Origin of the sequence: Kocuria sp. SM24M-10 (genome assembly GCF_001027955.1) — a bacterium.
GTDB classification, from domain to species: Bacteria; Actinomycetota; Actinomycetes; order Actinomycetales; family Micrococcaceae; genus Kocuria; species Kocuria oceani.
The window spans coordinates 24560-50257 of sequence record NZ_LDNX01000083.1 but is presented as its reverse complement, the minus strand read 5'-3'; the positions used below and the strand labels follow the sequence as shown (position 1 = coordinate 50257).

General features: G+C 74.2%; 23 protein-coding genes. 11 read left to right on the top strand and 12 right to left on the bottom strand.

The window, feature by feature from the left end; genetic code table 11:
* Both ABL57_RS09850 and ABL57_RS09845 read left to right on the top strand, forming a co-directional pair.
* Positions 1-531, top strand: a 531-nt coding sequence (locus tag ABL57_RS09850) for a MarR family winged helix-turn-helix transcriptional regulator (RefSeq protein ID WP_047803289.1), incomplete at its 5' end; no start/stop codon positions are given.
* A 254-nt stretch (positions 532-785) separates the two neighbouring features.
* On the top strand, positions 786-1730 hold the full coding sequence (locus ABL57_RS09845) for an energy-coupling factor ABC transporter permease (protein WP_047803288.1): 945 nt from the start codon (positions 786-788) through the stop codon (positions 1728-1730).
* Between the two features lie 76 nt (positions 1731-1806).
* Here the strand turns inward: ABL57_RS09845 and ABL57_RS09840 are convergent, their stop codons facing one another.
* On the bottom strand, positions 1807-2298 hold the full coding sequence (locus ABL57_RS09840) for a nucleoside deaminase (protein ID WP_047803287.1): 492 nt from the start codon (positions 2296-2298) through the stop codon (positions 1807-1809).
* Between the two features lie 80 nt (positions 2299-2378).
* Positions 2379-3236 (bottom strand): polyphosphate--glucose phosphotransferase, encoded by an 858-nt coding sequence (ppgK, locus tag ABL57_RS09835; protein WP_082157351.1) that lies wholly within the window; start codon positions 3234-3236, stop codon positions 2379-2381.
* A gap of 185 nt (positions 3237-3421) precedes the next feature.
* Here ppgK and ABL57_RS09830 point away from each other — a divergent pair, with 185 nt between their 5' ends.
* Both ABL57_RS09830 and ABL57_RS09825 read left to right on the top strand, forming a co-directional pair.
* Positions 3422-4771 (top strand): MFS transporter, encoded by a 1350-nt coding sequence (locus ABL57_RS09830; RefSeq protein ID WP_047803286.1) that lies wholly within the window; start codon positions 3422-3424, stop codon positions 4769-4771.
* A 13-nt stretch (positions 4772-4784) separates the two neighbouring features.
* Positions 4785-5498, top strand: coding sequence for a sulfite exporter TauE/SafE family protein (locus ABL57_RS09825; RefSeq protein ID WP_047803285.1), 714 nt, complete (start codon positions 4785-4787; stop codon positions 5496-5498).
* A 7-nt stretch (positions 5499-5505) separates the two neighbouring features.
* Here ABL57_RS09825 and ABL57_RS09820 read toward each other — a convergent pair whose 3' ends face one another.
* Genes ABL57_RS09820 through ABL57_RS09810 form a run of 3 tightly spaced genes read right to left on the bottom strand, consistent with a single transcriptional unit; the run spans position 5506 to position 8575 of the window.
* Positions 5506-6285, bottom strand: a complete 780-nt coding sequence (locus ABL57_RS09820) for a DeoR/GlpR family DNA-binding transcription regulator (protein ID WP_047803284.1) — start codon at positions 6283-6285, stop codon at positions 5506-5508.
* Positions 6286-6317: 32 nt separating this feature from the next.
* Positions 6318-7361, bottom strand: coding sequence for a 4-hydroxythreonine-4-phosphate dehydrogenase PdxA (gene pdxA, locus ABL57_RS09815; RefSeq protein WP_047803283.1), 1044 nt, complete (start codon positions 7359-7361; stop codon positions 6318-6320).
* Positions 7358-8575, bottom strand: coding sequence for a four-carbon acid sugar kinase family protein (locus tag ABL57_RS09810; protein ID WP_047803282.1), 1218 nt, complete (start codon positions 8573-8575; stop codon positions 7358-7360). The genes pdxA and ABL57_RS09810 overlap by 4 nt, the downstream gene beginning before the upstream one ends.
* Before the next feature lie 140 nt (positions 8576-8715).
* Here ABL57_RS09810 and ABL57_RS09805 point away from each other — a divergent pair, with 140 nt between their 5' ends.
* Complete coding sequence (locus tag ABL57_RS09805) at positions 8716-9693, top strand: aldo/keto reductase (RefSeq protein ID WP_047803281.1); 978 nt, start codon at positions 8716-8718, stop codon at positions 9691-9693.
* Positions 9694-9784: 91 nt separating this feature from the next.
* The gene (locus ABL57_RS09800; protein ID WP_047803280.1) at positions 9785-10555 is read left to right on the top strand and encodes an HpcH/HpaI aldolase/citrate lyase family protein; all 771 of its coding nucleotides are present in this window, start codon (positions 9785-9787) and stop codon (positions 10553-10555) included.
* Between the two features lie 115 nt (positions 10556-10670).
* Here ABL57_RS09800 and ABL57_RS09795 read toward each other — a convergent pair whose 3' ends face one another.
* From ABL57_RS09795 to ABL57_RS09785, 3 genes are all read right to left on the bottom strand, one after another.
* Entirely contained in the window at positions 10671-11348 is a 678-nt protein-coding gene (locus ABL57_RS09795; protein WP_047803279.1) for an SDR family NAD(P)-dependent oxidoreductase, read from the bottom strand.
* A complete protein-coding gene (locus tag ABL57_RS09790; RefSeq protein WP_047803278.1) occupies positions 11345-12544 on the bottom strand; it encodes an exo-alpha-sialidase in 1200 nt (399 codons plus the stop codon). Before ABL57_RS09790 ends, ABL57_RS09795 begins: the two co-directional genes overlap by 4 nt.
* 83 nt (positions 12545-12627) lie before the next feature.
* A complete protein-coding gene (locus ABL57_RS09785) occupies positions 12628-14007 on the bottom strand; it encodes an Nramp family divalent metal transporter (protein ID WP_047803277.1) in 1380 nt (459 codons plus the stop codon).
* Between the two features lie 391 nt (positions 14008-14398).
* Here ABL57_RS09785 and ABL57_RS09780 point away from each other — a divergent pair, with 391 nt between their 5' ends.
* A complete protein-coding gene (locus tag ABL57_RS09780) occupies positions 14399-15112 on the top strand; it encodes a sulfite exporter TauE/SafE family protein (protein WP_047803276.1) in 714 nt (237 codons plus the stop codon).
* A gap of 22 nt (positions 15113-15134) precedes the next feature.
* Here the strand turns inward: ABL57_RS09780 and ABL57_RS09775 are convergent, their stop codons facing one another.
* Positions 15135-15641 carry an Lrp/AsnC family transcriptional regulator gene (locus ABL57_RS09775; protein ID WP_047803295.1) on the bottom strand — a complete coding sequence of 169 codons (507 nt, stop codon included), beginning with the start codon at positions 15639-15641 and terminating at the stop codon, positions 15135-15137.
* A 115-nt stretch (positions 15642-15756) separates the two neighbouring features.
* On the opposite strand from ABL57_RS09775, the gene ald reads away from it, so the two are divergent.
* Complete coding sequence (gene ald, locus ABL57_RS09770; RefSeq protein ID WP_047803275.1) at positions 15757-16878, top strand: alanine dehydrogenase; 1122 nt, start codon at positions 15757-15759, stop codon at positions 16876-16878.
* 28 nt (positions 16879-16906) lie between these two features.
* Here the strand turns inward: ald and cydD are convergent, their stop codons facing one another.
* The 3 genes from cydD to ABL57_RS09755 form a co-directional block, all read right to left on the bottom strand.
* Complete coding sequence (gene cydD, locus ABL57_RS09765; protein ID WP_047803274.1) at positions 16907-20305, bottom strand: thiol reductant ABC exporter subunit CydD; 3399 nt, start codon at positions 20303-20305, stop codon at positions 16907-16909.
* Positions 20302-21408, bottom strand: coding sequence for a cytochrome d ubiquinol oxidase subunit II (cydB, locus tag ABL57_RS09760; protein WP_047803273.1), 1107 nt, complete (start codon positions 21406-21408; stop codon positions 20302-20304). Before cydB ends, cydD begins: the two co-directional genes overlap by 4 nt.
* A gap of 77 nt (positions 21409-21485) precedes the next feature.
* Positions 21486-23075: a cytochrome ubiquinol oxidase subunit I gene (locus tag ABL57_RS09755; protein WP_047803272.1), complete on the bottom strand. Its 1590-nt coding sequence runs from the start codon at positions 23073-23075 to the stop codon at positions 21486-21488.
* A gap of 86 nt (positions 23076-23161) precedes the next feature.
* On the opposite strand from ABL57_RS09755, the gene ABL57_RS09750 reads away from it, so the two are divergent.
* The 3 genes from ABL57_RS09750 to ABL57_RS09740 all read left to right on the top strand — a co-directional run bounded on the left by ABL57_RS09750 (position 23162) and on the right by ABL57_RS09740 (position 25695).
* Entirely contained in the window at positions 23162-23548 is a 387-nt protein-coding gene (locus tag ABL57_RS09750) for a BlaI/MecI/CopY family transcriptional regulator (protein WP_255396089.1), read from the top strand.
* 4 nt (positions 23549-23552) lie between these two features.
* Positions 23553-24527, top strand: a complete 975-nt coding sequence (locus ABL57_RS09745) for a M56 family metallopeptidase (protein WP_047803270.1) — start codon at positions 23553-23555, stop codon at positions 24525-24527.
* A gap of 67 nt (positions 24528-24594) precedes the next feature.
* Positions 24595-25695 carry an alanine racemase gene (locus ABL57_RS09740; protein WP_047803269.1) on the top strand — a complete coding sequence of 367 codons (1101 nt, stop codon included), beginning with the start codon at positions 24595-24597 and terminating at the stop codon, positions 25693-25695.
* The last annotated feature ends 3 nt before the right edge of the window (positions 25696-25698 follow it).

Here is a 25698-nt window from a genome sequence, read left to right as displayed (position 1 = left end):
CCCACCTCCTCCGGCTACTGGTACGGCACCGACGACGCCGCCGGGCCCGGACCGGTGCAGGTGCTCGAGGCCCTGCGCGCCTACCGCACCGCCGAGACCGCGATGCGCCGGCGCACCAAGGACTCCATGGGCATGGGCGAGAAGGACGTCCTGGCCCTGCGCTACCTGCTCGAGGCCCACCGCGCCGGCACCCCGATGAGCCCCCGCGACCTCGCCGCCCGGCTGGGCATCTCCTCGGCCTCCACCACCACCCTGCTGGACCGGCTCACCCGCACCGGCCACGTCGCCCGCCGCCCGCACCCCACCGACCGCCGCGCCCTGGTGATCGTGGCCACCGCCGAGGCCGACTGCGAGGTGCGCACCACCCTGGGCCGGATGCACGAACGCATGCTGGCCGCCGCCCGGGCCCTGGACCCGGACCAGGCCGCCACCGTCACCGCCTTCCTGCACGCCATGGCCGAGGCCGTCGACGCCGCCGAGGACGTGGGCGACGACTCCTGCCGGCCCGAGGAGCCCCCGCACCCCGCCTGACGGGCCCTGACCCGGGTTCCCGGCAACCCGCCCGACGTCCCCCGAGACACCGTGGCCGGTCCGCCGGTCGTCCGGACACGTCCCACGACCCGGGCCGCCCACGGGCGCCGTCCGGCGGCACTGCCCGTCGTCGTCCGTCATCGTCACCTGCCGACGCCGTCCGTCATCCCGGCGAAACACGGGCTTGGCACCATCGGGATCGCACCGGTCTCACCCGAGACCGGTCCAGTGCGATCCCGAAGGGCGGTTCCCCGATGCACGTTCCGGACCATTTCCTCGACCCGGCAGTCAGCACGACCACGGCCGCCGTGGCGCTGACCGGGGTGTCCGTGGCCGCCTGGCAGGTGAGGCAGCAGGCGTCCGTCCACCGACTGGGCTTTGCCGCGGCCGTGACGGGCTTCGTCTTCGCCGCCCAGATGGTCAACTACTCCGTGCTGCCGGGCACCAGCGGTCACTTCCTGGGCGCCGCCCTGGCCGCGGCGCTGCTGGGCCCGTGGCTCGGCGTGCTCTCGGTGACCGTGGTGCTGGCCGTGCAGGCACTCGTCTTCGCCGACGGCGGGCTCACCGCCCTGGGCACCAACGTGACGCTGATGGCCGTCGTCGGGGTGGCCGTGGCCTGGGCCGTGGGCAGGCTCCTGACCCGTCCGCTCGGCCGGTCCGCGCCGCGCACGGCGGCAGGGCTCGGTGCCGTGCTGTCCGTGCCGGCGGCCGCCCTGGTCTTCTCCGGCCTGTACGCCGTGGGCGGCACCGTACCGGTGGACGCCGGCGGACTGGCCGCCTCCATGCTGGGGGTGCACGCCCTGATCGGGGTCGGGGAGGCCGTGATCACCGTGGCCGTCCTGTCCCTGGTCCTGGCCGTGGCCCCGGGGCTGGCCGCCGTCGACACCCGCCCGCTCGCCCCGGCCCGCGCCCGCCGCGGGGCACTGGGCGTGACCGGTGCCGGCCTGCTGTGCGCGGCCGCGCTCTCCGCGGTGGCCTCCTCCGCTCCGGACGGACTGGAGTCGGTGGCCCTGGCCTACTCGTTCGCGGAGGCCGCGGCGCCGCACGCCCTCGCCGGCGCGGTCCTCGCCGGCTACGGGGAGACCGCCGGCGTCCCGGTGGCCCTGGCCGGGGTGGTCGGGCTGGTGCTGACGGGTCTGCTGGCCGCCGGCGCGCTGGGCGCGCTCACCGCCGGGCGTCCCGCCGCGGTGCGGCACTGACCCACCGGAATGCGTCCGCCTCGCCGCCTGGGCCGCGGACGGCGAGGCGGACCGGACGGCCCGGAGCGGTCCCGGGTCAGACCCAGTACCCGTCGTGCACCCGGGCGGCCTCGTCCTCGAGCAGCGGGCCGAGCACGGCGATCTCCCGCTGACCGTGGCGCAGCACCTCCCGGCAGGGCAGGTCCAGGGTGGGGTTCTGCTCGTGCGCGCCGGTGAGCGCCAGCAGCGAGGACTCCGCGAGGCCGTAGACGATGCGGCCCACCCCCGTCCAGTACGCGGCGCCGGTGCACATGGCGCAGGGCTCCGCACTGGTGAACAGCGTGGCCCGGCGCATCTGCTCGGGCCCGATCGCCCGGACCGCGGCGGCGACGGCGCGCAGCTCGGCGTGCTGGGTCGGGTCCCCGTCCGGGGGCAGCGCGTTGTTCCACGCCTCCGCCACGATCTCGCCGTACTCGTCGGCGACCAGGGCCCCGAACGGGTGGTTGCCGGCCTCCCGGGCCGCGGCGGCCAGCTCCACGGAGCGGCGCAGCAGGGCCGTCTCGGCGTCGGTGAGCGGGTTCTCGGTCATGGGTCCAGCCTCCTGCGGGTCGGCGTCGTCGTCCGCTCACCGTAGCGGCGCTGCGCGGACGGCGACAGGCCCGCCGGGAGCTACTGCATCACGAAGCGGCCGAGGTGCGCCTGGCGGGCGGTGCCGATGATGCCGGCCGCGTTGCGCAGCTGGGCGGGGACGATCCGGGCGCGCAACCGCAGCTGCGGCAGGAACTGCTGGTGCCGCTCGCTGATGCCCCCGCCCAGCACGATCAGGTCCGGGGAGACGAGGGTCTCCAGGTGGGCGAGGTAGCGCTGGAGCCGGCCCGTGTACGTCGGCCAGTCGAGGCCCTCCGCCACGCGGGCGGAGGCGCCGGCCCAGCCGTCGACGTCCCGGCCGCCCAGGTCCACGTGGCCCAGCTCGGTGTTGGGCAGCAGCTGCCCGTCGTGGAACAGCGCCGAGCCGATGCCGGTGCCCAGCGTGATCATCAGGACGGTGCCGCCCACCCCCCGGGCGGCCCCGAAGCGGGCCTCGGCCAGCCCGGCGGCGTCGGCGTCGTTGAGCACGGCGACGTCGCGGTCCAGCCCGGCGCTGAGCAGCTGGCCGGCGTGCCGGCCGAGCCAGGAGTCGTCCAGGTGCACGGCGGAGCGGGTGATGCCGCGGTCGATGATGCCCGGCACGCCCACGCCCACGGGACTGCGCGGGTCCACGGCGTCGGGCCCGGCGCTCAGCTCCGCCAGCGCCGCCCGCAGGGCGGAGACAACGGCGTCCGGCGTGGCCGGGGACGGCGTGAGGATCCGCCGCAGCGGCCCGACGACCACGCCGCGCACCGGGTCCACGAGCGCGTACTTGATGGCTGTGCCGCCGATGTCCACCCCGATGCGGCGGACGTCGCCACCGCCCGCGGCGTCGACGGGCGTGCCCTCGACGGGCGGGAGGGCGGAGATCGTCCGTGCGGACGACGAGGTGGAGGTCATGTCACGGTCCTGGTCAGGGGTCGGTGCAGCGCGCCCGCGATAGCGCGACGCTTGAACGAGAATACAACTGCGTCATGACAACAACGGTCCCGCGGAGATCGTTCCCTAGAATCGAGTGGTCCGGACCACCGGCCCCGTCCCGCAGCCGCCGGGCCGGTGCGCCTCCTCGCCGAAGGGCCTCCCGCATGACCGCATCCGCCCCCGTCCCCTGGCCCGTGCCGCAGCGCACCACCCGCCGCGTGCTGCTCGCCTGCTGGCTGGCCATCCTGGCAGAGGGCTACGACGTCGGCGTGCTCGGCGCCGTGCTGCCCGCCCTGGCGGAGTACCGCGCCTGGGACCTGACCCCGCTGGAGCTCGGCGGCCTGGGATCGTATGCCCTGATCGGCATGCTCATCGGCGCGATGGTCATCGGGACGCTGTCCGACCGGGTGGGGCGCCGGAGGATGCTGCTGGCCTCGGTCGCGATCTTCACCACGATGCAGCTGGGCGCCGCCCTCGCCCCGACCCCGGAGCTGTTCGGTCTCTTCCGGCTGCTCGGCGGGCTGGGCATGGGCGGGATCATCCCGGTGGCCGCGGCCCTGACCATCGAGTACTCCGCCCCGCGCCGGCGCTCCTTCAACTACGGGCTGATGTACTCCGGCTACTCCCTGGGCATCCTGGTCGCGGCGCTGGTGGCGCTGCTGCTGCTGCCCACGCTGGGCTGGCGGTGGGTGGTGGGCGCCGGGTTCGTGCCGGTGCTCCTGCTGCCGGTGCTGGCCCGGCTCGTGCCCGAGTCCCTCGAGTACCTGGTGGGCAAGGGCCGTGCGGAGGACGCCACCCGGGTGGCCGCCCGGCTGGGCGTCGAGCCGTACGTGCCCGGTGACTGGGCCCCGGCCGAGGCGCCGCGGTCCGCGGGGTGGCGGCAGTCCCTCGCGGCGATGTTCTCGCGCGACTGGCTGCGGCCCACCGTCTTCTTCTGGATCTCGCTGTTCTGCGGCATGGTCCTGGTCTACGGGCTCAACACCTGGCTGCCCTCGATCATGCGCTCGGCCGGCTACGCCCTGGGCCCGGCCCTGATGTTCCTGGTGGTCTTCAGCCTCGCCTCCGCCGCCGGCGGCATCGCCCTGGGCCGCGCCGCCGACGCCTACGGCAAGAAGCTGATCCTGATGACCTTCTACCTGCTGGGCGGGGCGGGGATCCTGCTGCTGATGTTCCCCAACAGCATCTGGGTCAACTACGTCTTCGTCGCCCTCGCCGGGATCGGCTCCATCTCCACCTCGCTGGTGCTCACCGGCTGGGTGGCCGACTACTACCCCTCCTACGCCCGGGCCACCGCCACCGGCTGGGCGCTGTCCTTCGCCCGGATCGGGGCGATCTCCGGCCCGCTCATCGGCGGCTGGATCGGCGCGATGGCGCTGCCGTTCCAGTGGAACTTCGTCGTCTTCGCCGCCGTGGCCCTGGTGGCCGCCGGGGCCGTGGCGCTGATCCCGCGGTCCCCGGGCGCCGGGCGACCGGGCGCCCCGGCCGACGACGTGCTCGGCGCCTCCGTCCGGTGATCGGGGTCGATCGGTGACCGGGCTGGAGCTCGGCCTCGCCGCCTTCGTGGTGTTCCTGGCGTCCTGCCTCCAGGGCACGATCGGGTTCGGCCTCGGCATGCTCGCGGCCCCGGTGATCAGCCTTCTGGACCCCAGCCTGCTGCCCGGCTCCATCGTGCTGCTCGCGGCGGGGCTCACCGTCTTCGGCGTGCTGCGGGACCGCACCGCCGTGGACTTCCGCGGCACCGGGTGGGCGCTGCTCGGGATGGTGCCGGGCACGGTGGCGGGGGCCCTGCTGGTGGCGGCGCTGCCCCCGCAGGCCCTGGCCCTCGCGGTGGCGGGCACGGTCCTGCTGGCCGTGCTGCTCAGCGTCTGCGGCTGGCAGCCCCGGCCGCGCCCGGCGGCGGTCGCCGCCGCGGGGGCCGCCTCCGGACTCATGGGCACGGCCACCGCCATCGGCGGCCCGCCCATGGCCCTGGTCTGGCACGGCTTCTCCCCGGCCCGGGTCCGCGGCACCATGAGCGCCTTCTTCCTGGTCGGCGCCCTGGTGTCCCTCACGGCGCTGACGGCGGTGGGTTCCATCGACCGGGAGGTCCTGCTGTTCGCCGCCGCGCTGCTCCCGGCCATGCTGCTCGGCTTCGTCACCTCGGGCGTGGTGAACGGGCGCCTGGACAAGGTCCTCGTGCGCCGGGTGGGGCTGGCGGCCTCCACCGCCGGCGCGGTGCTCGTCCTGGTGCAGGCCCTCTGACGGGCGCTCAGGCCCGGGCGGGGGCGAGGAGCTCCACGGCGATCCCGCGCTCGCGCATCCGCTGCACCTGGTCAGCCGGGGCGTCCGCGTTCGTCACGAGCGTCCAGGGCAGCGGCAGGTCCGCCCACGCGTGGAAGGGGCGGGCGCCGATCTTCGCGGAGTGGGCCAGCACGTAGACGTGGGTGCTGCGGGCGGCCATGAGCTCCTTGAGCCGCGTCTGCATGTGGTCCGCTTCGCAGATCCCGTTCTCGGCCGTGACGGCGTCGGCCCCGAGGAAGACACGGTCGAACGTCATGCGGGCCAGGCCGAGCTCGGTGAGCGGGCCGTAGAAGCTCTGACTGGTCTCCCGGAGCTGCCCGCCCAGACAGGAGAGCCGGATGCCGGGGCAGCCGTTGAGCTCCTGCAGCGTGTTGATCCCGATCGTGGTGACGTCGAGGTCCTGGTGGCTGCGCAGTTCGTGCGCCAGCGCCCCGACCGTGGAACCGCCGTCGAGCAGGACGTGCTCACCGGCCCGCACCTGCTTCGCGGCCCACCCGGCGAGGGACTGCTTCTCCTCGTAGGCCTCCCCGACCCGCTGGCGCAGCGACGCCTCCGGGTGCGGATCCAGCGGCATCGCCCCGCCGTAGGTCCGGGCGAGCCGGCCCTGCTCGTTGAGCAGGGCCAGGTCGCGCCGGATGGTGGAGGCCGTGACCTCGAAGCGCGCGGAGAGCTCCTCGACCGACGCCAGCCCGCTGGTCTTCGCCAGGTCGTAGATCTTCTCCCGCCTGATCTTGGCCGGCATCGTCATGGGGGCTCCGCTCGTTCTCGGGGACGGCCCGATCAGCGGGTCGCCATCTCGGCGGCCTGGTGCAGGGCCTCGACCATGCTACGAGAGTCCGCGATGTTCTTGCCCGCGATGTCGAACGCCGTCCCGTGGTCCACGGAGGTGCGGATCACCGGCAGCCCGACGGTGATGTTCACGCCGGCCTCGATCCCGAGGACCTTCACCGGCCCGTGCCCCTGGTCGTGGTACATGGCCACCACCAGGTCGTAGTCGCCGCGACCGGCCAGGAAGAACAGGGTGTCCGCGGGCAGCGGGCCCACGGCGTCCACCCCGTTGGCGCGGGCGGCCTCCACGCCCGGGGCGATCTTCTGAGCCTCCTCGTCGTAGCCGAACAGGCCGTTCTCACCGGCGTGCGGGTTGATGGCGGCCACGCCGATCCGCGGCTGCGGGATGCCCGCGCGAACGAGGGCCTCGTGCCCGCGCTCGATGGTGCGCTGCACCAGTCCGGGCTCGATCTTCGCCACGGCGTCGATGAGCCCGATGTGCGTGGTGACGTGGATGACGCGCAGCTTCGGGGTGGAGAGCATCATGGAGACCTCCTCGGTCTCCGTCAGGGCGGCCAGCAGCTCGGTGTGCCCGGGGTAGACGTGCCCGCCGGCGTGCAGCGCCTCCTTGTTCAGCGGGGCGGTGCAGATGGCCTGCACCCTCCCGGCCATCGCGAGCTCGGAGGCCACCTTGATGTACTGGTAGGCCGCGTCCCCGGCCACCGGGGACAGCTCGCCCCAGGGGAGGTCCTCGGGCAGCAGCCCGAGGTCGAACACGTTGACGGTGCGGCCGTCGAAGACGGCGTCCTCGACCGCGTCGATGCGGCGCAGCTCGATCGTCCGGCCGATGGTCTCGGCGGCGGCCCGCAGGCGGGAGGCGTCGCCGACCACCACCGGGCGGCACTCGGCGAGGATCGACTCGTCCAGCACGGCGGCCACGGTGACCTCGGGGCCGATCCCGGCGCCGTCGCCCATGGTGACGGCGACATAGGGGGTGCTCACGGCGGAGTCGTCGAGCAGGCGGCCGGTGGCGACGGCGATGGACGGAGAGCTCATGATGGGACCTTTCGGGTGGTGTCCTGCAGGAAGTGCATGGCGGTGAGGATCCGGAGCAGGCTGTCGGGCGCCCCGTAGCTGCCGGGGCGGGTGGTGACGAGGCGGCCGTCGGCAGCGACGCTGACCACCGCACCGGGATGGGCTTGGAGCAGCGGGACGAGCTCGGTGACGTCCAGGGCGGCCAGGACGGCCTGGGCCGTCTCCCCGCCGCTCAGCACCAGGTGCCGGTCCGCGTGGTGACGCTCCACCAGCGCGGTGAGCGCGGCGGTGAGCGCGTCCGAGATGGTGGGATCCACGGCGGCGTCCACGGTCACGGCGACCGTGCCCCGGTGCTCGAGCGCAAATCCGTGGATCTGCTCCGGACGCAGCCGGTGGACGGGCACACCGGCGGCGGCGAGCTGCTCGGCCTGCCGGCGCGCGGCCGCACTGGCGGTGCCGAGCACGATCAGCACGTCGGCCCGGCGCGGCTGCGGCGGCTCGTGCGGCCCGAGCGATTCGAGCGGCCCGGACTCCCGGAGGCCGAGCTGCCGCCCCAGAGCCGCGGCCAGCCCAGCGGCACCGGCCAGGACGAAGCCCTGTGCCAGGCCGGCGGCGGCGATCCGCTCGAGATCCCCGGCGGACTCTGCGTCACAGACGGCCACCGCGCCGTCCGCGGCCGCCCGCGCCAGCGCCTTTGCCAGCCCGGCGCCCCGGATCGTGCCGAGGTCCAGGAGACGGGTCGGCGCCGGGGCCAGCTGCGCGGCGACGGTCCGCGCCGGCGCCTGCCGCTCGGCCGCCCAGAGCCCGGTCTCCACCAGGGGCGTGCCGTCCACGTGCAGCACCCCGTCCCGGACCGTGCGGCCCAGTTCGGGAACGGCCGGGCAGAACAGCACCGGGGCGGCGCCCGGAACAGCCTGCAGCTGCGCCCCGATGTGGCCGCGCAGCAACGAGTCGAACTTCAGGAACAGCGTCCGCCCGGGGCCGGCGGGATCCGCGGCGAGGACCGCGCGCAGGCGGCCCGCGGCCTGGGAGGGCGTGCCACGCCGGTTGTCGGTGTTGACCACGGTGACCGCGGCGTCGTCGGAGGCTGCCGGCCGGGGCGAGACGCGCACGGTGGCGGACACGGACGGCGCGGGGCGGACCGGGTCGCCGTCCGTGTGCTGCGGCAGTGCCGCCAGGACCGCGGCGACCTCGTTGGCGCCGGACAGGTCGTCGGCCAGGGCCAGGACGCGCATGCCACTCCCTCCGTCCGTCGGATCAATCGTCTTTGCGCGTTTCACGCTAAACCAGTTGCGCACTTCGCGCAACCATGGCACCGTGAAAGACGCAACAATCGAGTCGTGCAGCACCGCCCACCCGAGGGAGAAGAACCACCATGGAGACCGTCCACCTCACCGGCATCGACCGGCCGATGTCCACGCTGATGCTGGGCACCATGACCTTCGGCGACACCGTCGGCCGCGAGGCCGCCGCCGCCATGCTGGACACCGCTCTCGAGGCCGGCATCAACGCCGTGGACACCGCCAACGGCTACGCCGGAGGGGCCACGGAGACGATGCTCGGGGAGCTGCTGGCCGGACGCCTCGACCAGGTGGTGCTCGCGACCAAGGCGGGCATGCCCCACCCGGACGCCGGCGAGCACTCCCCGCTGTCCGAGCAGGGCCTCCGGCGCTCGCTCGAGGGCAGCCTGCGGCGCCTCCGGGCGGAGCGCGTGGACCTCTTCTACCTGCACCAGCCCGACCGGCAGGCCGGCCTGGACGAGACCCTGCAGACCGTCGCGGCCCTCGTCGACGAGGGCCGGATCGGCGCCCTCGGGGTCTCGAACTTCGCGGCGTGGCAGATCGCCGAGGTCAACGCGGCCGCCGACCGCAACGGCGCGCCGCGCCCGGTCGTCGCCCAGCAGCTCTACAACCTCCTGGCACGGCGGATCGAGGAGGAGTACGTCGAGTTCGCGCGGACCACCGGTCTGCACACCATGGTGTACAACCCGCTCGGCGGGGGGCTGCTCACGGGCAGGCACCGCTTCAACTCGGCCCCGCAGGACGGCCGCTTCCAGGACTCCCGCCTCGCCGAGATGTACCGCGAGAGGTACTGGGACGAGCAGCTCTTCGCCGCGATCGAAGAGCTGACCGGGATCGCCGAGGACGCCGGCATGCCGCTGATCGAGCTCGCGCTGCGCTGGCTCGTCTCGCGGCCGGCCACGGGCTCCGTGCTGCTCGGCGGCTCCAAGCCGCACCAGCTGACGGCCAACCTGGACGTGCTGGCCCGGGGCCCGCTCGACGCCTCCGTCCTCGAGGCCTGCGAGCGCGTGGGGGCGTCCCTGCGCGGCCCGATGCCCGCCTACAACCGCTGAGCACGGCGCACACCGCGCACACCCCGGCGGCGTACGGCTCCTCAGCGCCCCGGACACCGAGAACCGATCGAGACGAAAGACAGGCACCGACGTGACCCATCCCGCGACCGACGTCATCCGCAAGGCCAAGAGCAAGGAGGTGACCCTGGGGTACTGGTCGGTGCTCGACTCCCCGATCTCCAACGAGCGCCTGGCCATGACCGGCTACGACTACATCGCCCTCGACGGCCAGCACGGCCTCATGGGCTACTCGGGGATCCTGCACAACCTCATGGCGATCGACGCCGGGCACGGCCCCGCCGGCATCGTCCGGGTCGAGGCCAACGACCCGGCGGTCATCGGCCAGGCCCTCGACGCGGGAGCCCGCGGCGTGATCGTCCCGATGGTGGACACCGCCGAGCAGGCCGCGGCCGCGGTGCGCGCGGCCCGCTATCCGGGGGCGGGGTCCCGCTCGTACGGCCCGATGCGCTCGGGGCTGCGCGTGGGCCCCGTCCCGGCGGAGTCGGACGCGGCCGTGCTGGTGCTCGTGATGATCGAGACGCCGCAGGGGCTGGAGAACGTGGAGGAGATCTGCGCGGTGGAGGGCGTGGACGGCGTCTATGTCGGGCCGTCGGACCTGTGCCTGGCCGTGGGCGGGAGGTTCCCCAACGACCCGGACGTCAAGGAGGTCTTCGACGCGGCGATCGACCGGGTGCTCACCGCGGCCCGCGCGGCCGGCAAGATCCCGGCGATCCACACCCCCGGCGGCGAGATCGCCCGGCAGCGCATCGCGCAGGGCTTCACCTTCGTCACGATCGCCTCGGACCTGACCCACCTCGAGCAGGCCGCCCGGCAGCACCTGGACCAGGCCCGCGGCAGCTGACCGCGCCCCACGCCGGCCCCTCCGGGATCCCGGGGCCGGCGTGGGGATGCCCCGGGAACGGCAGGACGCCCCACACCGCACGGTGTGGGGCGTCCTGCCGTTCCCGGCACCAGGTCTACAGGGAGGCCCCGCCGCACACGGTGAGCACCTGCCCGGTGATCGACCGGCCGTGCGGACCCAGCAGGAACCCGGTCAGAGCCGCGACGTCGGCCGGATCGACTAGCTCCCCGAGCGGGGGCACGGCCGGGGGCACGGCCGCGCGCCCCGGGTCGTGGAGCATGGGGGTGTCCGTGGGCCCGGGGGCGACGACGTTGACGGTGATCCGCCGGGGCGCCAGCTCCATCGCCCAGCTGCGGGCCATGCCGACCAGAGCCGCCTTGGTCGCCGCGTACTGGCTCTTGCCGGCAGCCCCGGTGGCGGTGCGGCTGCCGACGAGCACGACCCGGCCGCCCTCGGCGATCCGCCCGCTCAGCGCGTCCACCAGGGTGGCGGCCGCCTCCACGTGGACGGCGAGCATCTCGCGCAGGGCGCCGTCCTCGAGCCGTCCCAGCGGCTGGGCGCGCTGGAACCCCGCGGCGTGCACCACCGCGGTGAGGTCGTCGACGCCCTCGACGACCGCGCGCAGCTGCTCGGTGCGGGAGAGGTCCGCGGGCAGCCAGGTGAGGTCCCCGGCCAGGTCCGGGCGGCGTCGGCTGAGCCCGGTCACCCGCCAGCCGTCGTCGAGCAGCGCCTGGGCGACGGCGCGGCCGATCCCGGAGCTGCACCCCGTGACCAGGGCGTGCGGGGCGGTCACGGCTCGCTCCGGCCGAGGTCCACGCGGACGTACTTGATGGCCTGCCGGAAGTAGGTGTAGGCGATGTGCAGCGCCCCGTCGGGTCCCTGGTGGATGCTCGGGTAGGAGAACTCCCGGTTCAGCCCCTCCCGCGAGTTGTTGGACAGGCAGTACCCGTCCCCCACGTCCAGGTCGCGCAGCACTTGCCAGCTGCGTCCGTCGTCGTCCGAGAGCGCCAGGGTCATGGGGGCCCGGGGCGTGCCCCAGAAGGCGGTGCGCTCGCCGTCCACCGGCACGGGCTCGACGGCCGCGGCCTGCTCGGGCGCCAGCCCGTCGTCGTCGATCTCGTCGTAGAGGGACAGGCGGCGCTCGGTCGACGCCTCGGCCCGGCGGTGGTTGTAGACCAGCGCCAGCCGGCCGTCGGCCAGGCGGACGTACTGGATGGAGGAGTTGTTGTTCGGCAGCTCCGTGGGGGTGGGCTCGTCCCAGGCCTGCCCGCCGTCGCGGGAGCGCGACGCATAGATCGCGTCCGCCCAGCGGCTGCGGAACAGGGCCAGCAGCGTGCCGTCGCCGAGCTCCTGCACGTTCATGTGCACGCACCCGGTGCTGCCCGGCAGCAGCACCTGGCGCCAGGTGGCCCCGCGGTCGTCGGAGATCATCACGGCGCTGTCGTCGTGGTCGCCCACCCACTTGCGCCCGGGCACCGACAGGCAGCGGAAGACCGGGATGATCCACCGGCCGGAGGAGAGCACCACCGGGGGCTGGCGGACGAAGACCCCGCCGGCCTCGCTCGGCGGGAACAGCGTCTCCACCGGGCCCCAGGTCTCGCCGCTGTCGGAGGAGATCCGGCGCCGGACCTCGGCGGTGTCCTGGTTGCCGGCGTGCTGGGCGGTGTAGAGCAGCCACAGGTCGCCGTCGGGGGTGGGGAAGAGGATGGGGTTCTGCTCGGAGCGGGTGGGGTCGTCGGAGAGCTGCCGCGGCGCGGACCACGCCTCGGCTCCTGGGGCGAGCGTGGAGAACCAGACGCTGATGTCCGGCACGCCCTCCTGGGTGCCGCCGAACCAGACACAGCCCAGGCGTCCGTCGGGCAGCGTCATGAGGTTGGCCGCGTGGCTCTGCACCGTGGGAGCGGGCAGATAGGCGTAGGCGAGGTCCCCCTCGGTGCGCAGCCGCCCGTCGGTGGTGATGGTGTCGTAGGTGCCGGTCGTGGTGCTCATGGCAGGGAATGTCCTCTTCTGGTCGGTGCTGGTGGAACGAGTGCCGGACCTCCCGCCGTGCGGGAGGTCCGGCGGGAGGAGCGCTACTCGCCCGAGAAGGCCGTGGCGAACATGTCCGGGATGTTCATCGCGATCTGGAAGCCCACCACGACGGCGATGATCCCCAGGACCGCCAGCAGCGCGGTCTGCCACCACTTGTTCACGGCGTAGTCGGCCATGAACTTCTTGCTGCTGGTCAGCACCAGGATGCCGACCACGATGAAGGGCAGGCTCATCACGGTGGCGACGCTGGTGCCCACGATGTTCAGGGCGATCAGGTTCGGCGCGGCGGGGAGGGAGGCCAGCAGCGGCAGGACGATGAAGCCGCCGATCTGGATGCGCTTGAACAGCGGGTCCTGCTCGTCGCGGCCCAGCCACTTCTTGCCCTTGCGGGTGCTCAGGTGGATGCCGTTGACGGCCAGCTGCGCGAAGCCGCGGGACTGCGGCGGGAAGCTGGTCATGGCGGCCAGCAGGATGCACAGCCACAGCAGCGCCGGGCCGAGGGGGCCCACGATGACGCCCATCATCTCGGACAGGTCACCCTCCGTGTTGATCACGAAGCCGGGGTTGTCGCGGGAGAACTCGGCGGCCACGATCCAGAAGAGGAGATTGATCACGAGCAGCGGGGCCATGCCGGCGATGAGGTCCAGCTGCTGGATGCGGCGGTAGCGCGGCCCCACCCAGCCCTTGTCCTTCATGAACCCGGAGTAGAGCATGTTCGGCATGTTGCCGGCGATCGTGCCGATGGTCGCGCTGGCCACCACGATCGGCGCGAAGGCGCTGTCCGCCGAGTTCGGCGGCATCTCGAAGGCCATGCCGCGGAAGAAGCCGCCGACGTCCATGTGCCCCAGCTGCACCAGGGCGTAGACGAACGCCAGGATCATGGCGACCGTCGCGATGCGGGCGAAGTACTCGAGGATGACGAAGGCGCGCTTCCGGGTCACCATGAACAGGGTCACGGCCATGACCACCAGGGCGCACACGAAGTTGCCCCAGGTGCCGCCCCAGGTGCCGCCGGTCAGCTGGTACAGACCGATCGCGGAGGCCTTGAGGAAGGTCGCCTGGATGACGAAACCGGCGATCAGCGCCACCGTGGCCATGAGCCCCGGCAACCAGGGCAGGATCCGGTGGAAGCCCTCGAGGATCTGGGTGTCCCCGAACCGGTTCATCAGCGTGTACTTGGCGATCGACGAGATGATGAAGGCGCGGGCGATCAGCGAGAGCACCAGCGTCCAGAGCAGCGCGTAGCCGTAGTTGGCGCCGGAGACCGAGGAGCTGACGAGGTCTCCGGTGCCCAGGAAGGTCATGGCCAGGACGAGACCGGGACCGATGGAGGTGATGAGCCCCAGTCCGCGGGGCAGCGCGTGCTGTTCCGGGTAGGGCTGCTGCGCAGTGACCGGAGCAGTGGGTGTTTTCGTCGACATGGTCCGCCTCCTTGGGGAACGACACCGCGTGCCGGCGCGGCCGGAGGCCGCCGTACGGGTGATCTCAGATGGTGCGCGACCAGGCCGTGTCGACGTGATGCCGGTCACCTGTTTGCGCGATCTGAGTAGGATGCTGGCACATCTGCGTGATTCGCGCAACACATGTCGGTGAAATGGACCACGGCGAAGCGCTGCGCCGTCGGCCCCTCGAGTCACTGGAGACCTGCAAGTACGCAGGACACGCGCCCGAACTTGCGCGCACCTCCGCCGATACTCGGGAAAACGAGCGGGTACACCGGGTGCACAATTGCGCGAAACACGCATCACTGCCAGAGTGGAGTGCACGACGGCGCCACACTGCGTCCGACGCCCTGTGACCGGAAGGTGATCGATGACCGGCTTGGAGCTCGCCCTGGTGGCTCTCGTGGTGTGCGTGGCATCCTGCCTCCAGGGCGCGATCGGCTTCGGCCTCGGCATGCTCGCCGCCCCGGTGATCGCCCTGCTGGACCCCAGCCTGCTGCCCGGCTCCATCGTGCTGCTCGCGGCGGGGCTCACCGTGCTCGGCGTGCTGCGCGACCGCACCTCGGTGGACCTCCGGGGCACGGGCTGGGCACTGCTCGGACGCGTGCCGGGCACGGCGGCGGGCGCCCTGCTGGTGGCGGCACTCCCCCCGCAGGCCCTGGCGCTCACGCTGGCGGGCACGGTCCTGCTGGCCGTGCTGCTCAGCGTCTGCGGCTGGCAGCCCCGGCCGCGCCCGGCGGCCGTCGCCGCCGCCGGGGCCGCCTCCGGGCTGATGGGCACGGCCACGTCCATCGGCGGCCCGCCCATGGCGCTCGTCTGGCACGGCTCCTCCCCCGCCCGCATGCGCGGCACCATGAGCGCCTTCTTCCTGGTCGGCGCCCTGATGTCCCTCACGGCGCTGACCGCGGTGGGCTCCATCGACAGGGAGATCCTGCGGTTCGCCGCCGTGCTGCTCCCGGCCATGCTGCTCGGCTTCGCCCTCTCCGGTGTCGTGAACGGGCGTCTGGACAAGGCCCTCGTGCGCCGGGTGGGGCTGGCGGCCTCCACCGCCGGCGCGGTGCTCGTCCTCGTGCAGGCCCTCTGAGCGGCGCCGCGGGGCCGGCGGCTCAGGGCTCCACCGACCCCTGGACGTGCTCGAACACCAGACTGGTCTGCGTGGCGGCCACCGCCTGGTTGGAGGACAGGTGCTCCAGGACGAACTGGCGGATGTGGTCGGTGTCCCGGGCGGTGACGTGGATGAGGAAGTCGTCGGCGCCGGCCAGGAAGAAGAACTGGGAGACCTCCGGCACCGACCTGAGCCCCTCCCCGAACGCCGACATGAGGTGCCGGGCGCCGGGGCGCAGCCGCACGCTGATCAGCGCCTCGATGCTGCGCCCGATCGCCCGCGGCTCCACCTCCACGGTGAACCGGCGGATCACCCCGGTCCGCTGCAGGTTCTTCATCCGGGCCAGACAGGTGGACGGGGCGACCCCGAGAGCCTCGCTGAGCGCCTGGTTGGTCATCCGGGCGTTCTCCCGCAGCAGCGCCAGCAGCCGCCGGTCCAGCTCGTCCAGCTCGGGGCCCGGGCGCAGATCCTGCGGTGAACGCCGCGTGTCGCGCGTCACATCCGCCATCATTCCTCCAGTTCTGCGCCGATCGCCGAAGAATCGTCGAAAAACCCCACCGGCCCGGGCGAAAACCGTAGTTTGTTGTCACCCAGTCTACGGTTCCTGCGGAAGAAGGCCCCCGATGATCGTCTCCGTCCCCCGCGAAGTGAAGAACAACGAGCGCCGCGTGGCCATCACCGCCTCCGGGGTCCACGAACTGGTCGCCCACGGCCACACCGTCCTCGTGGAGACCGGCGCCGGCACCGGCTCGGGCATCCCCGACGCGGACTACACCGCGGCCGGGGCCGAGCTCGTGACCGACGCCGACGAGCTGTGGGCCCGCGCCGACCTGGTGCTGAAGGTCAAGGAGCCCGTGGCCTCCGAGTACCACCGGTTCCGGCAGGGTCTGGTGCTGTTCGCCTACCTGCACCTGGCCGCCGAGCCCGAGCTCACCGCGGCGCTGCTGGAGTCCGGGGTCACCGCCATCGCCTACGAGACCGTCCAGACCGCCGACGGGCGGCTGCCGCTGCTGGCCCCGATGAGCGAGGTCGCCGGTCGGCTGTCCGTGCAGGCCGGGGCCGCCGCCCTGACCGCCCCTGCCGGGGGCAAGGGCGTGCTGCTGGGCGGGGTGCCCGGCGTTCGCCCGGCCAAGGTCACCGTGATCGGCGCCGGGGTGGCCGGCACCAACGCCGCGGCGATGGCCGTGGGACTGGGCGCGGAGGTCACCGTCCTGGACGTGAACGTGGACCGCCTGCGCGAGCTCGACGACCGGTACGCCGGGCGGCTGCGCACGGTCACCTCCAACAGGCTCGAGATCGAGCGGTCGGTCACCGAGGCGGACCTGGTCATCGGCTCGGTGCTGATCCCCGGGGCCAAGGCCCCGAAGCTGGTCACCGACGCCATGGTCGCGGCCATGAAGCCGGGCAGCGTGCTGGTGGACATCGCCGTGGACCAGGGCGGGTGCTTCGAGGGCAGCCGGCCGACCACCCACCAGGACCCGGTCTTCCCGGTGCACGACACCATCTTCTACTGCGTGGCGAACATGCCCGGGGCGGTGCCGAACACCTCGACCTACGCGCTGACCAACGTCACGCTGCGCTACGCCGAGGCCCTGGCCGACCAGGGCGTCACCGCGGCCCTGGCGGCCGACCCCGCCCTGGCCGCCGGGCTGAACACCATGGCCGGCCACGTGACCCACCGCTCGGTGAGCGAGGCGCACGGCTTGGAGTTCACCGACCGCGCGGACCTCGTGCCCGCCGCCTGACGCCGGCGCAGGACCGGCCCCCCGGCTGTCAGCCGGCGGCCGGCACCGCCTGGGCGGCCGTCGGCTCCGGTGTCCGCGCAGGGTGGGTGCCCGGCAGCCGCAGCCGGGCGTCCGTCCCGGCGGCCGCCTCGGCGAGGTGGTGGGTGACGAGGACGACGACGCGGTCGGCCAGCCCCTGCCGCAGGTCGGCCAGCAGCGACCGCGCCGCGGGAGCGTCCAGGTGGGCCGTGGGCTCGTCGAGCAGGACCACGCCGGCGCGGGTGAGCAGGGCCCGGGCCACCGCCACGCGCTGCCGCTGGCCCCCGGACAGGTGGGCCCCGCCGGGACCGACCCGGGTGCCGAGTCCCTCCGGCAGCTCGGCCAGGAAGGGGCCCAGGCCCACCCGCTCCAGGACGGCGCGGAGCTCCGCGTCGGACGGCCGGTCCTCGCGGTCGCGGGCCAGCAGCAGGTTGCCGCGCAGGGTGGAGTCGAACAGGTGCGCCTCCTGCGGGCACCAGGCCACGCTGCGCCGCAGCCCGGCGGCGTCGAGCTCCCGGCTGTCGGTGCCGTCGACGGACCACCAGCCCTCGGCCGCCGGGAGGTGGCCGAGCAGCGCGGCGAGCAGGGTCGACTTCCCCGCCCCGGAGGGTCCTTCGACCACGAGCCACTGCCCGCGCCGCACGGAGGCCTCGAGCCCGCGGAACGCCGGGGCGGGCGCCCCGGGCCAGGTGACTGCGAGTCCGTGCAGGGCGAGTTCGTGGACGGCCGGCGGCGCGGTCCCCGTCCCGTCCGGGAGGCCGGGATCGTCGTCGGCCGCCTCGCGGGCCGCCGCGGTGAGCGGGCGGAGCTTGCGCAGCGACGCCGAGAGCGCCGGCCACTGCTGCGCCGCGTCCACCGCCCCGAGCATCGGCTCGAGCAGCCCCAAGGGCAGCAGCACGAGGGCCGCGACCACGGGCCCGGCCAGGACGCCCTCGCGCGCCGGGTCCGCGGTGGCCGCGAGCATCAGCACGGACGACACCGAGCAGGCCAGCACCGCCGTGGCGCTGCCCAGGCCCAGCGCCCAGGCGCTGCGGCGGGCGGCGCGCTCGGCGTCCTGCTCCAGGGCCTCGAGCTCGGAGAGCATCGCCGCGGCGCGCCCGTTGGCCCGCAGCTCGTCCGCGGCGGCCACCATCGCGGCGAACCGGCGGAGCACTCCGGAGCGCAGCACGGTGGCGCCGCGGGCGGCGGAGCGGTCGGCCAGCAGCGCCAGGAGCGGCCCGACGAGCAGTCCGCCGACGAGCGCGACGGCCAGCGCGGGCAGCGCGCCGGGGTGCAGGGCCGCGACCGTGATCCCCGCGCCGGCCGCGGTGCCGACCCCGATCAGCGGCGGCAGCACGACGCGGGGCACGAGGTCGCGCACCCGGTCGGCGGTGGCGACGAGGTGGTCCAGGGCGGCGCCGCCGGTCGCGAGGCTGCGGGAGGCGACCCCGCGCACGGCCAGTCCCGCCCAGACCCGGGCCCGCAGCTCGGTGGTCGAGGCGAGCACCGCGTCATGGCTGAGCAGCCGCTCGGCGTAGCGCAGCACGGCGCGGCCGATGCCGAAGAAGCGGACGCCGACGATGGCGACCATCAGGTACATGATCCCGGGCTGCTCGCCGGCGCGCACGATCAGCCAGCCCGAGAGCGTGGTGAGCCCGGCGGCGAACAGGGCCGCGGCGGTGCCCAGGGCCACCGCGCCGGCGGTCCGCCACGGGGCCGGGGCCAGGAACGCCGCCAGCTCCCGCAGGGCGTCGTGCGGCCCCTCGCCGGGGGCCGCCGGCGGCGCCGTCCCCGGTGCGGGAAGCGGGCCGTCGGCACGGGACGGGGCGGCGGTCCCCGGAGCCGGCGACGCGCCGGAGCCGCCCTCGGCGCGGGGCGCGGCCGCGGCCCCGAGCAGGAGCTGCTGGTCCGCGAGCGCGGTCACCTCCGTCTCGTGGGAGGCCAGGACCACGGTGACCCGGCCGCGCAGCTCGTCGACGAGCGCCTCGACGCGGCGGGCGCCGGCGGGGTCGAGGTGGGCGGTCGGCTCGTCCAGCAGCAGCAGCCGGGCGCCGGCGGCCACACGGGCCAGCCCGCGGGCGAGGCCCAGCCGGCGCAGCTCCCCGGGGCTGAGCCGGTCCGGGTCCGCCCCGGACAGCCGGGCGAGATCGACCCGGGCGAGGGCCTCCCGGGCGGCGGCCTCGCTCTCGGCGTGGAGCAGCACCTCGTCCAGCACGGTCCCGGCCACGGTGTGCACGTGCTGGGGTACCCAGGCCACGGCGGACGGGTCGACGCCCTCCACGCTGCCGGACCGGGCCGGCACGGTGCCGGCGAGCACGCCGAGCAGGGTGGACTTCCCGCTGCCGCTGGGTCCCTCCACGCTGAGCACCGACCCGCCGGGGAGCTCGACGTCGATCCCGGACAGGGCGGGCACGGGACGGCCGGGGTGGTGCACGCCCAGACCGCGGATCCGGAGGGCCGGCGGGCCGGGGACGGACGGTGCGGGCCCTGCCCGGCGGACGTCCTCGGGCACCGGCTCCGCGACGATCTCGTCCGCGCGGCGCAGGGCGGCCCGCCCGTCCTGGGAGGCGTGGAAGGCGGCGCCGAGGTCCCGGAAGGGCGCGAAGCACTCGGGGGCGAGCAGGAGCGCGACGAGCCCGGTCAGCAGGTCCAGGTCGCCGTGCACCAGCCGGACCCCCACGAAGACGGCGACGACGGCGACCGAGAGGGTGGAGATCAGCTCGAGCACGAGCGAGGAGAGGAAGGCGGTGCGCAGGGTGAGCAGGGTGGTCTCCCGGTGCCGTTCGGAGACCTCCCGCAGGGCGGCGGCCTGCTCCTGCACCCGGCCGAGGCCCACGAGCACGGGCAGACCCCGGGCGAGCTCCACGAGGTGGTGGGAGAGGCGCTGCAGCACGGCGGAGGACTCGTCGACCCGGTCCTGGGTGTGCAGGCCGACCAGGGCCATGAACAGCGGCACCAGGGGCACGGTGAGCACCACGATCAGCGCGCTCACCCAGTCGGCGGACAGGATGCGCAGACCCACCAGCAGCGGCACGGTGGCGGCCGTGACCACTGCGGGCAGCACGCGCGCGTAGTAGTCGTCCAGGGCGTCGAGCCCGACCGTCCCGACGACGGTGGTGGCCCCGACGTCGTGGCCGCCGCCGGCGAGGACCCGGCGGGCCAGCTCCCGGCGCAGGCCGCGCTTGGCCTCTCCCGCGGCGCGGACGGCGACGTACTGGCCCGCCCACGTGGTCGCGGCCCGCAGGAGCCCTGCGAGGACGCCGAGGACGAGGGCGCCCCGCCAGGCGTCGGGATGGTCATCGAGCACCCCGACGACGCCGCGGGCCACCGCCTCGGCCAGCAGCACCAGGGCCAGCGCCTTGAAGGCCGCCAGGACGCCGAGGACGAGCACGGCCGCGGCTGCGCCCGGGCCGAGAGGAGGTCGTCTCATGCCGGGCGCGCGTCCTCGGGGCCGCCGGCCGGCCGGTGCTCCCGGGACGTGGTGCCGGGCGACGCGGCGCCGGCCGGTGGGGCCACGGCCGCCCGCACCGCGTGGGCCGCGGGCAGGTGGTCGGTGGTCAGGCGGCGGCGGAAGACCCAGTAGCTCCAGCCCTGGTAGAGCAGCACGAGGGGCAGGCCGAGGCCGGCCACCACGGTCAGCACCCCCAGCGTGTAGTCGCTGTTGGAGGCGTTGGCGACCGTCAGGTGCCAGGCGGGGTCCAGTGTGGAGGGCAGCACCACGGGGTAGACGTTGGCGAAGATCGATCCGACACCGAGGACGAGCACGGCCGACGTCCCGGCGAAGGCCCGCCCCTCATGGCCCAGGCGGGCGCTGGCCCAGCCGAAGAGGCCCGCCACGACGGCACCCCCCACGAGCAGCCAGGTCCAGGACCCGCCGTTGAGCAGCTGCACCGCCACCACCCAGCCGGTGAGCGGGAGCAGCGCGGGCAGCCCGGAGCGCACCAGCAGGCGCCGGGCGCGCCGCCGCACGGGTCCGTCGGTCTTCAGCCCGAGGAAGGCGGCGGCGTGGACCAGGCAGAAGCCCACCGCGGCGAGGCCGCCGAGCAGCGCGTAGGGGGTGAACCAGGCGAAGGCGCCGCCCACGCGGTCGCCGTTGGCGTCGATCGGCAGGCCCGTGGTGGTCAGGGCCAGGGCGGCTCCGAGGCCGAACGCGGCCAGGAAGGAGCCGGTGCCCAGACCCCGGTCGGCCCACCGCCGCCACCGGTCGCTGTGCCCCTTGCCGCGGTACTCGATCGACACCGCCCGGAAGATCAGCCCCACGAGCACGAACACCAGCGGGAGGTACAGGGCGGAGAACAGCGAGGCGTACCAGAGCGGGAAGGCCGCGAAGAGCCCGGCCGCCGCGGTGATCAGCCACACCTCGTTGCCGTCCCAGACCGGGCCGATGGTGTTGAGCATCTGGCGGCGCTCGCGCTCGTCCCGGGTGCTGGTGAGCATGAGCATGCCCACGCCGAGGTCGAAGCCGTCGAGGAGCAGGAACCCGGTCCACAGCACGGCGATGGCGATGAACCAGAGGGTGGGGAGGAAGTCCATGTCGGCAGGCTTTCTGCGCCGGGCGGGCGCGCGTGTCAGGGTCGGTGCGTCGGGGTCGGGGCGGCAGGGCGCCGGGGTCAGTAGGCGAAGGCGAGCACGTCGTCGCCCCGGCCGCGGGCGCCGTCGTGGCCCTGCCCGTGGTCGTCGTGGTCGTCGTGCGCCAGCTCCGGCATCGCGGAGGCGACCCCGCCGCGCACGTAACGGACCAGGAGCATGACCTCCACCACGAGCAGCACGGCATAGATCAGCCCCAGCACGGCCAGCGAGAAGATCACCTCCTGCCCGCTGATCCCCGGGGAGACGGCCGCGGCGGTGTACATGTACACCCCGTCCACGCCGCTGGGGTTGGGGTTGGGCGCCACCACGAACGGCTGCCGGCCCATCTCCGTGAACACCCACCCGGCGATGTTGGCGCCGAACGGCGCGAGGATGGAGGCCACGGCGACCCACATCATCGGCTTGGAGGCGGGCACGGTGCCCTTCCGGGTGATCCACAGTGTCAGGGCGGCGAAGGCGGCGGCCAGCACCCCGAAGCCGATCATCAGGCGGAAGCCCCAGTAGGTGACCTCCATCAGCGGCAGGTAGTCGATCTCCTGCCCGGCGCGCTCGCCGTACATGGGGTCGTCCGGCAGATGGGTGCCGTAGGCGGCCTCGTACTCCGGGATCAGGGTGTTGACGCCCTTGACCTCGGTGTCGAAGTCCCCGTGGGCCAGGAAGGACAGCAGCCCGGGGATCTCGACGACGTTGACCACCTCGTCGCAGTCCTGGCCGCCGAGCGGGCCGACCGCCAGCACGGAGAAGCTCGTGCCGTCGTGGCAGGCGGCCTCGGCGGCGGCCATCTTCAGCGGCTGCTGCTCGAACATCAGCTTGCCCTGCACGTCACCGCTGGCGGCCACGGCGCCGAAGCCGAGCACGGCCACGACCGCCCCGATCCGCAGGCTGGACAGCCACACGCCGTGGTCGGTGCGGTCCCGTCCGGGGATGTCGGCCCGCTCCCCCACCACCACGGCGCCGCGCTCGTCCACGGTGTCGATGCCGTCCCGGCGGCGCTGCCACAGCTGGTACCAGGCGATGCCCACCAGGAAGGCGGCGCCCACGGCCACGGCGCCGGCGAGCGTGTGCGCGTAGGCCACCAGGGCCGTGTTGTTGGTCAGCACCGCCCAGACGTCGTTCATCACCGGGCGGCCGTCGACCAGCTCCACGCCCACCGGGTGCTGCATCCAGGAGTTGGCGACGATGATGAAGAACGCCGAGACCACGGAGCCGAGCACGGCGGTCCACAGGGTGGCGAGGTGCACCTTCTTCGGCAGCCGGTCCCAGCCGAAGATCCACAGGCCCAGGAAGGTGGACTCGAAGAAGAACGCGAGCAGGCCCTCCATCGCCAGCGGGGCGCCGAAGACGTCGCCCACGAACCGGGAGTACTCGCTCCAGGCCATGCCGAACTGGAACTCCTGCACCAGCCCGGTGGCCACGCCCATGATGAAGTTGATCAGGTAGAGCTTGCCCCAGAACCGGGTCATCCGCAGCCAGCGCTCGTCGCCGGTGCGCACCCACATCGTCTGCATGAGCGCCACCAGCAGTCCGAGCCCGAGCGTGAGCGGGACCATGACGAAGTGGTAGACGGTGGTGATCCCGAACTGCCAGCGGGCGATCTCCAGAGGATCCATCGGCTGCTTCCCCCAACTTTTCTACAGACCGTAGAACTACTTCTACACACTGTAGAACATCCGGCGGTCCGCGCTACAATCGGGCCGTGGCACGAAACGACCCCAAGCGCGCGGCTCCCCTCGGCGAACTGGAGCGATCCATCATGGAGATCCTCTGGCAGGCCGCCGCGCCCCTGTCCGCCTACGACCTGCAGGACCGCCTCCCCGACGCCGGGGACGGCTCCCGCCCGCGCGCCGCCACCACCGTGCTCACCGTCCTCTCCCGGCTCGAGCGCAAGGGCTTCGTCCAGCGTGACCGCGCCTTCCGGCCGCACCGGTACCGCGCGGCGGCCTCGCGCGAGGAGCACATGGCCAACCTCATGCACGAGGTGCTCGGCTCCTCGGACGACCGCACCGCCGTCCTCGAGCGCTTCGTCGGGCAGGTCAGCCCCGAGGAGGCCCAGACCCTGCGCCGTCTGCTCGGCGGCAGCTGACCGCGTGGTCGCCACCTCGCTGGTGCTCGCGGCGCTCGCCGTGGCCCTGGCCTGGCCCGTCCCGGTCCTGCTGGCCCGGGCACGGTGGCCCGCCCGAGCGCCCGCCACGGCGCTGGTGCTGTGGCAGGCGGTCGCCCTGGCCGGCGGGCTGTCGATGCTCGGCGCCCTCGTCACGTTCGGACTGGCCCCGTTCGGCCCGGACCTGGTGAGCAGCGGGATCAGCCTCTCCGCACAGTTCCAGGGCCACGACCTCGGACGGGCCTTCGGGCCGCTCCAGGTCCTCGCGCTCGCGGGCGCGCTGCTGCTGGGCGGGCACCTGCTGCTGAACCTGCTCGTCACCGTGCTGCGGGCCGAGCGCGAACGCCGCCGCCACGCCCAGCTGGTCCTGCTGCTCAGCACTCCTCTGCCGGACGCACCGGGCACCCGGCTGCTCGACGACCCGGCCCCGGTGGCCTACTGCCTGCCGGGGGCGTTCACCACGCTGACCGTGCTCTCCGTGGGACTGGTCTCGCTGCTGGAGGAGGACGAGCTGTCCGCCGTCGTCGAGCACGAGCGGGCCCACGCCCATCAGCGCCACGACATCGTGCTGGTCCTGTTCCGGGCCTGGAAGTCCTCGCTGCCCTGGTTCCCGATCGCCCGCCGCGCCCAGCGCGAGGTCGGGCTGCTCGTGGAGATGCTCGCGGACGACCACGCACGGCGCTCCGTCGACGACGACGTGCTGGCACGGGCCATCGCGCTGGTCAGCGCCGGCGGGCCGGGACTGGCGTTCCACGCCGCAGGGGAGGGTGGACCGGTGCACCCGTCCGCCGCGGACCCGGGACGGACGCTGGCCGACGAGGCCCGGGACCGCATCCTGCGCCTGGCGATGCCCCCGCTGCCCCCCGGGCGGACCGCGGGGGTGATCGGGGCGGCCGCCGCGCTCGTGGTCGTCCCCACGCTCCTGCTGCTGGGGCCGGGCCTCGGCCGGCTGCTCGTCTGAGCCGCGGGCCGGCCGCGGACCTACGATGGGCGGGACCCACCCGAGCGCTGCACCGGCGAGGAGCCCCATGGACCGCATTCCCGAAGCCGTCGACACCCCGGACGTCCTGATCGACCGGGACGTGCTCGGGCGCAACATCGAGCGGATGGCCGCGGCGATGCGGGCGAAGGGGCTGGCCCTGCGCCCGCACGCCAAGACGCACAAGGTCCCGGAGATCGCGGCGCTGCAGCTGGCCGCGGGCGCGGCGGGCCTGACCGTGGCCACGATCGGGGAGGCCGAGGTCTTCGCCGCCCACGGGGCGCAGGACCTGTTCCTCGCCTATCCGCTGTGGGTGGGGCCGCGACAGGCGGAGCGTCTGCGCCGGCTGAGCGCCACGGCGCGGATCAGCGCCGGCGTGGACTCCGCGGAGGCCGCCGCGGCCATGGGCGAGCAGCTCGGGGACGCGGCCGGGGACGTCGCCGTGCTCGTGGAGATCGACAGCGGCCACCACCGCAGCGGGGTCCGCCCCGACGCCGCCGCGGACGTGGCCCGCGCCGCGCTCCGGGCCGGGCTGCGCGTGGAGGGGGTCTTCACCTTCCCCGGCCACAGCTACGCCCCGGGCATGCCGGCCGAGGCCGCCGCCCAGGAGCAGCAGGCCCTGGAGCGGGCCTCCCAGAAGATGCGGGACGCCGGATTCGAGGTGCTGCGCCGCAGCGGCGGCTCCACCCCCTCGGCGCTGCTGACCGAGGGCTCCGCCGCCACCGAGGCGCGCCCGGGCGTCTACGTCTTCGGCGACGCCCAGCAGCTGGAGCTGGGCCGGTGCGCCTGGGAGGACGTGGCCCTCACCGTGGCCTCGACCGTGGTCAGCCGGCACGAGGGCGGCCACGGGGTCCCGCGGCGGATCGTGCTCGACGCCGGCAGCAAGGTCCTCGGCACCGACCGGCCGGCCTGGGCCACCGGCCACGGGCGGCTGCTCGACCACCCGGACGCGCGGATCACCGCGCTGTCCGAGCACCACGCCACGGTCGTGTGGCCCGAGGACCGCCCGCTGCCCGCCCTCGGGGACCGGCTGCGGGTGGTCCCCAACCACGTGTGCATCACGATGAACCTCGTCGACGACGTGGCCGTGGTGCGCGACGGCGAGCTCCTGGAGCGCTGGAGCGTGGCCGCCCGCGGTCACAACTCCTGAGCC

Bases quoted from the DNA above. Each gene is read 5' to 3' on its own strand.
- ABL57_RS09830 (WP_047803286.1), top strand. From the start codon at position 3,422: ATGACCGCATCCGCCCCCGTCCCCTGGCCCGTGCCGCAGCGCACCACC.
- ABL57_RS09820 (WP_047803284.1), bottom strand. From the start codon at position 6,285: ATGACGATGCCGGCCAAGATCAGGCGGGAGAAGATCTACGACCTGGCG.
- ABL57_RS09840 (WP_047803287.1), bottom strand. From the start codon at position 2,298: ATGACCGAGAACCCGCTCACCGACGCCGAGACGGCCCTGCTGCGCCGC.
- ald (WP_047803275.1), top strand. From the start codon at position 15,757: ATGATCGTCTCCGTCCCCCGCGAAGTGAAGAACAACGAGCGCCGCGTG.
- ABL57_RS09780 (WP_047803276.1), top strand. From the start codon at position 14,399: ATGACCGGCTTGGAGCTCGCCCTGGTGGCTCTCGTGGTGTGCGTGGCA.
- ppgK (WP_082157351.1), bottom strand. From the start codon at position 3,236: ATGACCTCCACCTCGTCGTCCGCACGGACGATCTCCGCCCTCCCGCCC.
- cydB (WP_047803273.1), bottom strand. From the start codon at position 21,408: ATGGACTTCCTCCCCACCCTCTGGTTCATCGCCATCGCCGTGCTGTGG.
- cydD (WP_047803274.1), bottom strand. From the start codon at position 20,305: ATGAGACGACCTCCTCTCGGCCCGGGCGCAGCCGCGGCCGTGCTCGTC.
- ABL57_RS09775 (WP_047803295.1), bottom strand. From the start codon at position 15,641: ATGGCGGATGTGACGCGCGACACGCGGCGTTCACCGCAGGATCTGCGC.
- ABL57_RS09785 (WP_047803277.1), bottom strand. From the start codon at position 14,007: ATGTCGACGAAAACACCCACTGCTCCGGTCACTGCGCAGCAGCCCTAC.
- pdxA (WP_047803283.1), bottom strand. From the start codon at position 7,361: ATGAGCTCTCCGTCCATCGCCGTCGCCACCGGCCGCCTGCTCGACGAC.
- ABL57_RS09845 (WP_047803288.1), top strand. From the start codon at position 786: ATGCACGTTCCGGACCATTTCCTCGACCCGGCAGTCAGCACGACCACG.
- ABL57_RS09790 (WP_047803278.1), bottom strand. From the start codon at position 12,544: ATGAGCACCACGACCGGCACCTACGACACCATCACCACCGACGGGCGG.
- ABL57_RS09755 (WP_047803272.1), bottom strand. From the start codon at position 23,075: ATGGATCCTCTGGAGATCGCCCGCTGGCAGTTCGGGATCACCACCGTC.
- ABL57_RS09810 (WP_047803282.1), bottom strand. From the start codon at position 8,575: ATGCGCGTCCTGGCCCTGGCCGACGACCTGTCCGGCGCCAACGAGGTC.
- ABL57_RS09740 (WP_047803269.1), top strand. From the start codon at position 24,595: ATGGACCGCATTCCCGAAGCCGTCGACACCCCGGACGTCCTGATCGAC.
- ABL57_RS09805 (WP_047803281.1), top strand. From the start codon at position 8,716: ATGGAGACCGTCCACCTCACCGGCATCGACCGGCCGATGTCCACGCTG.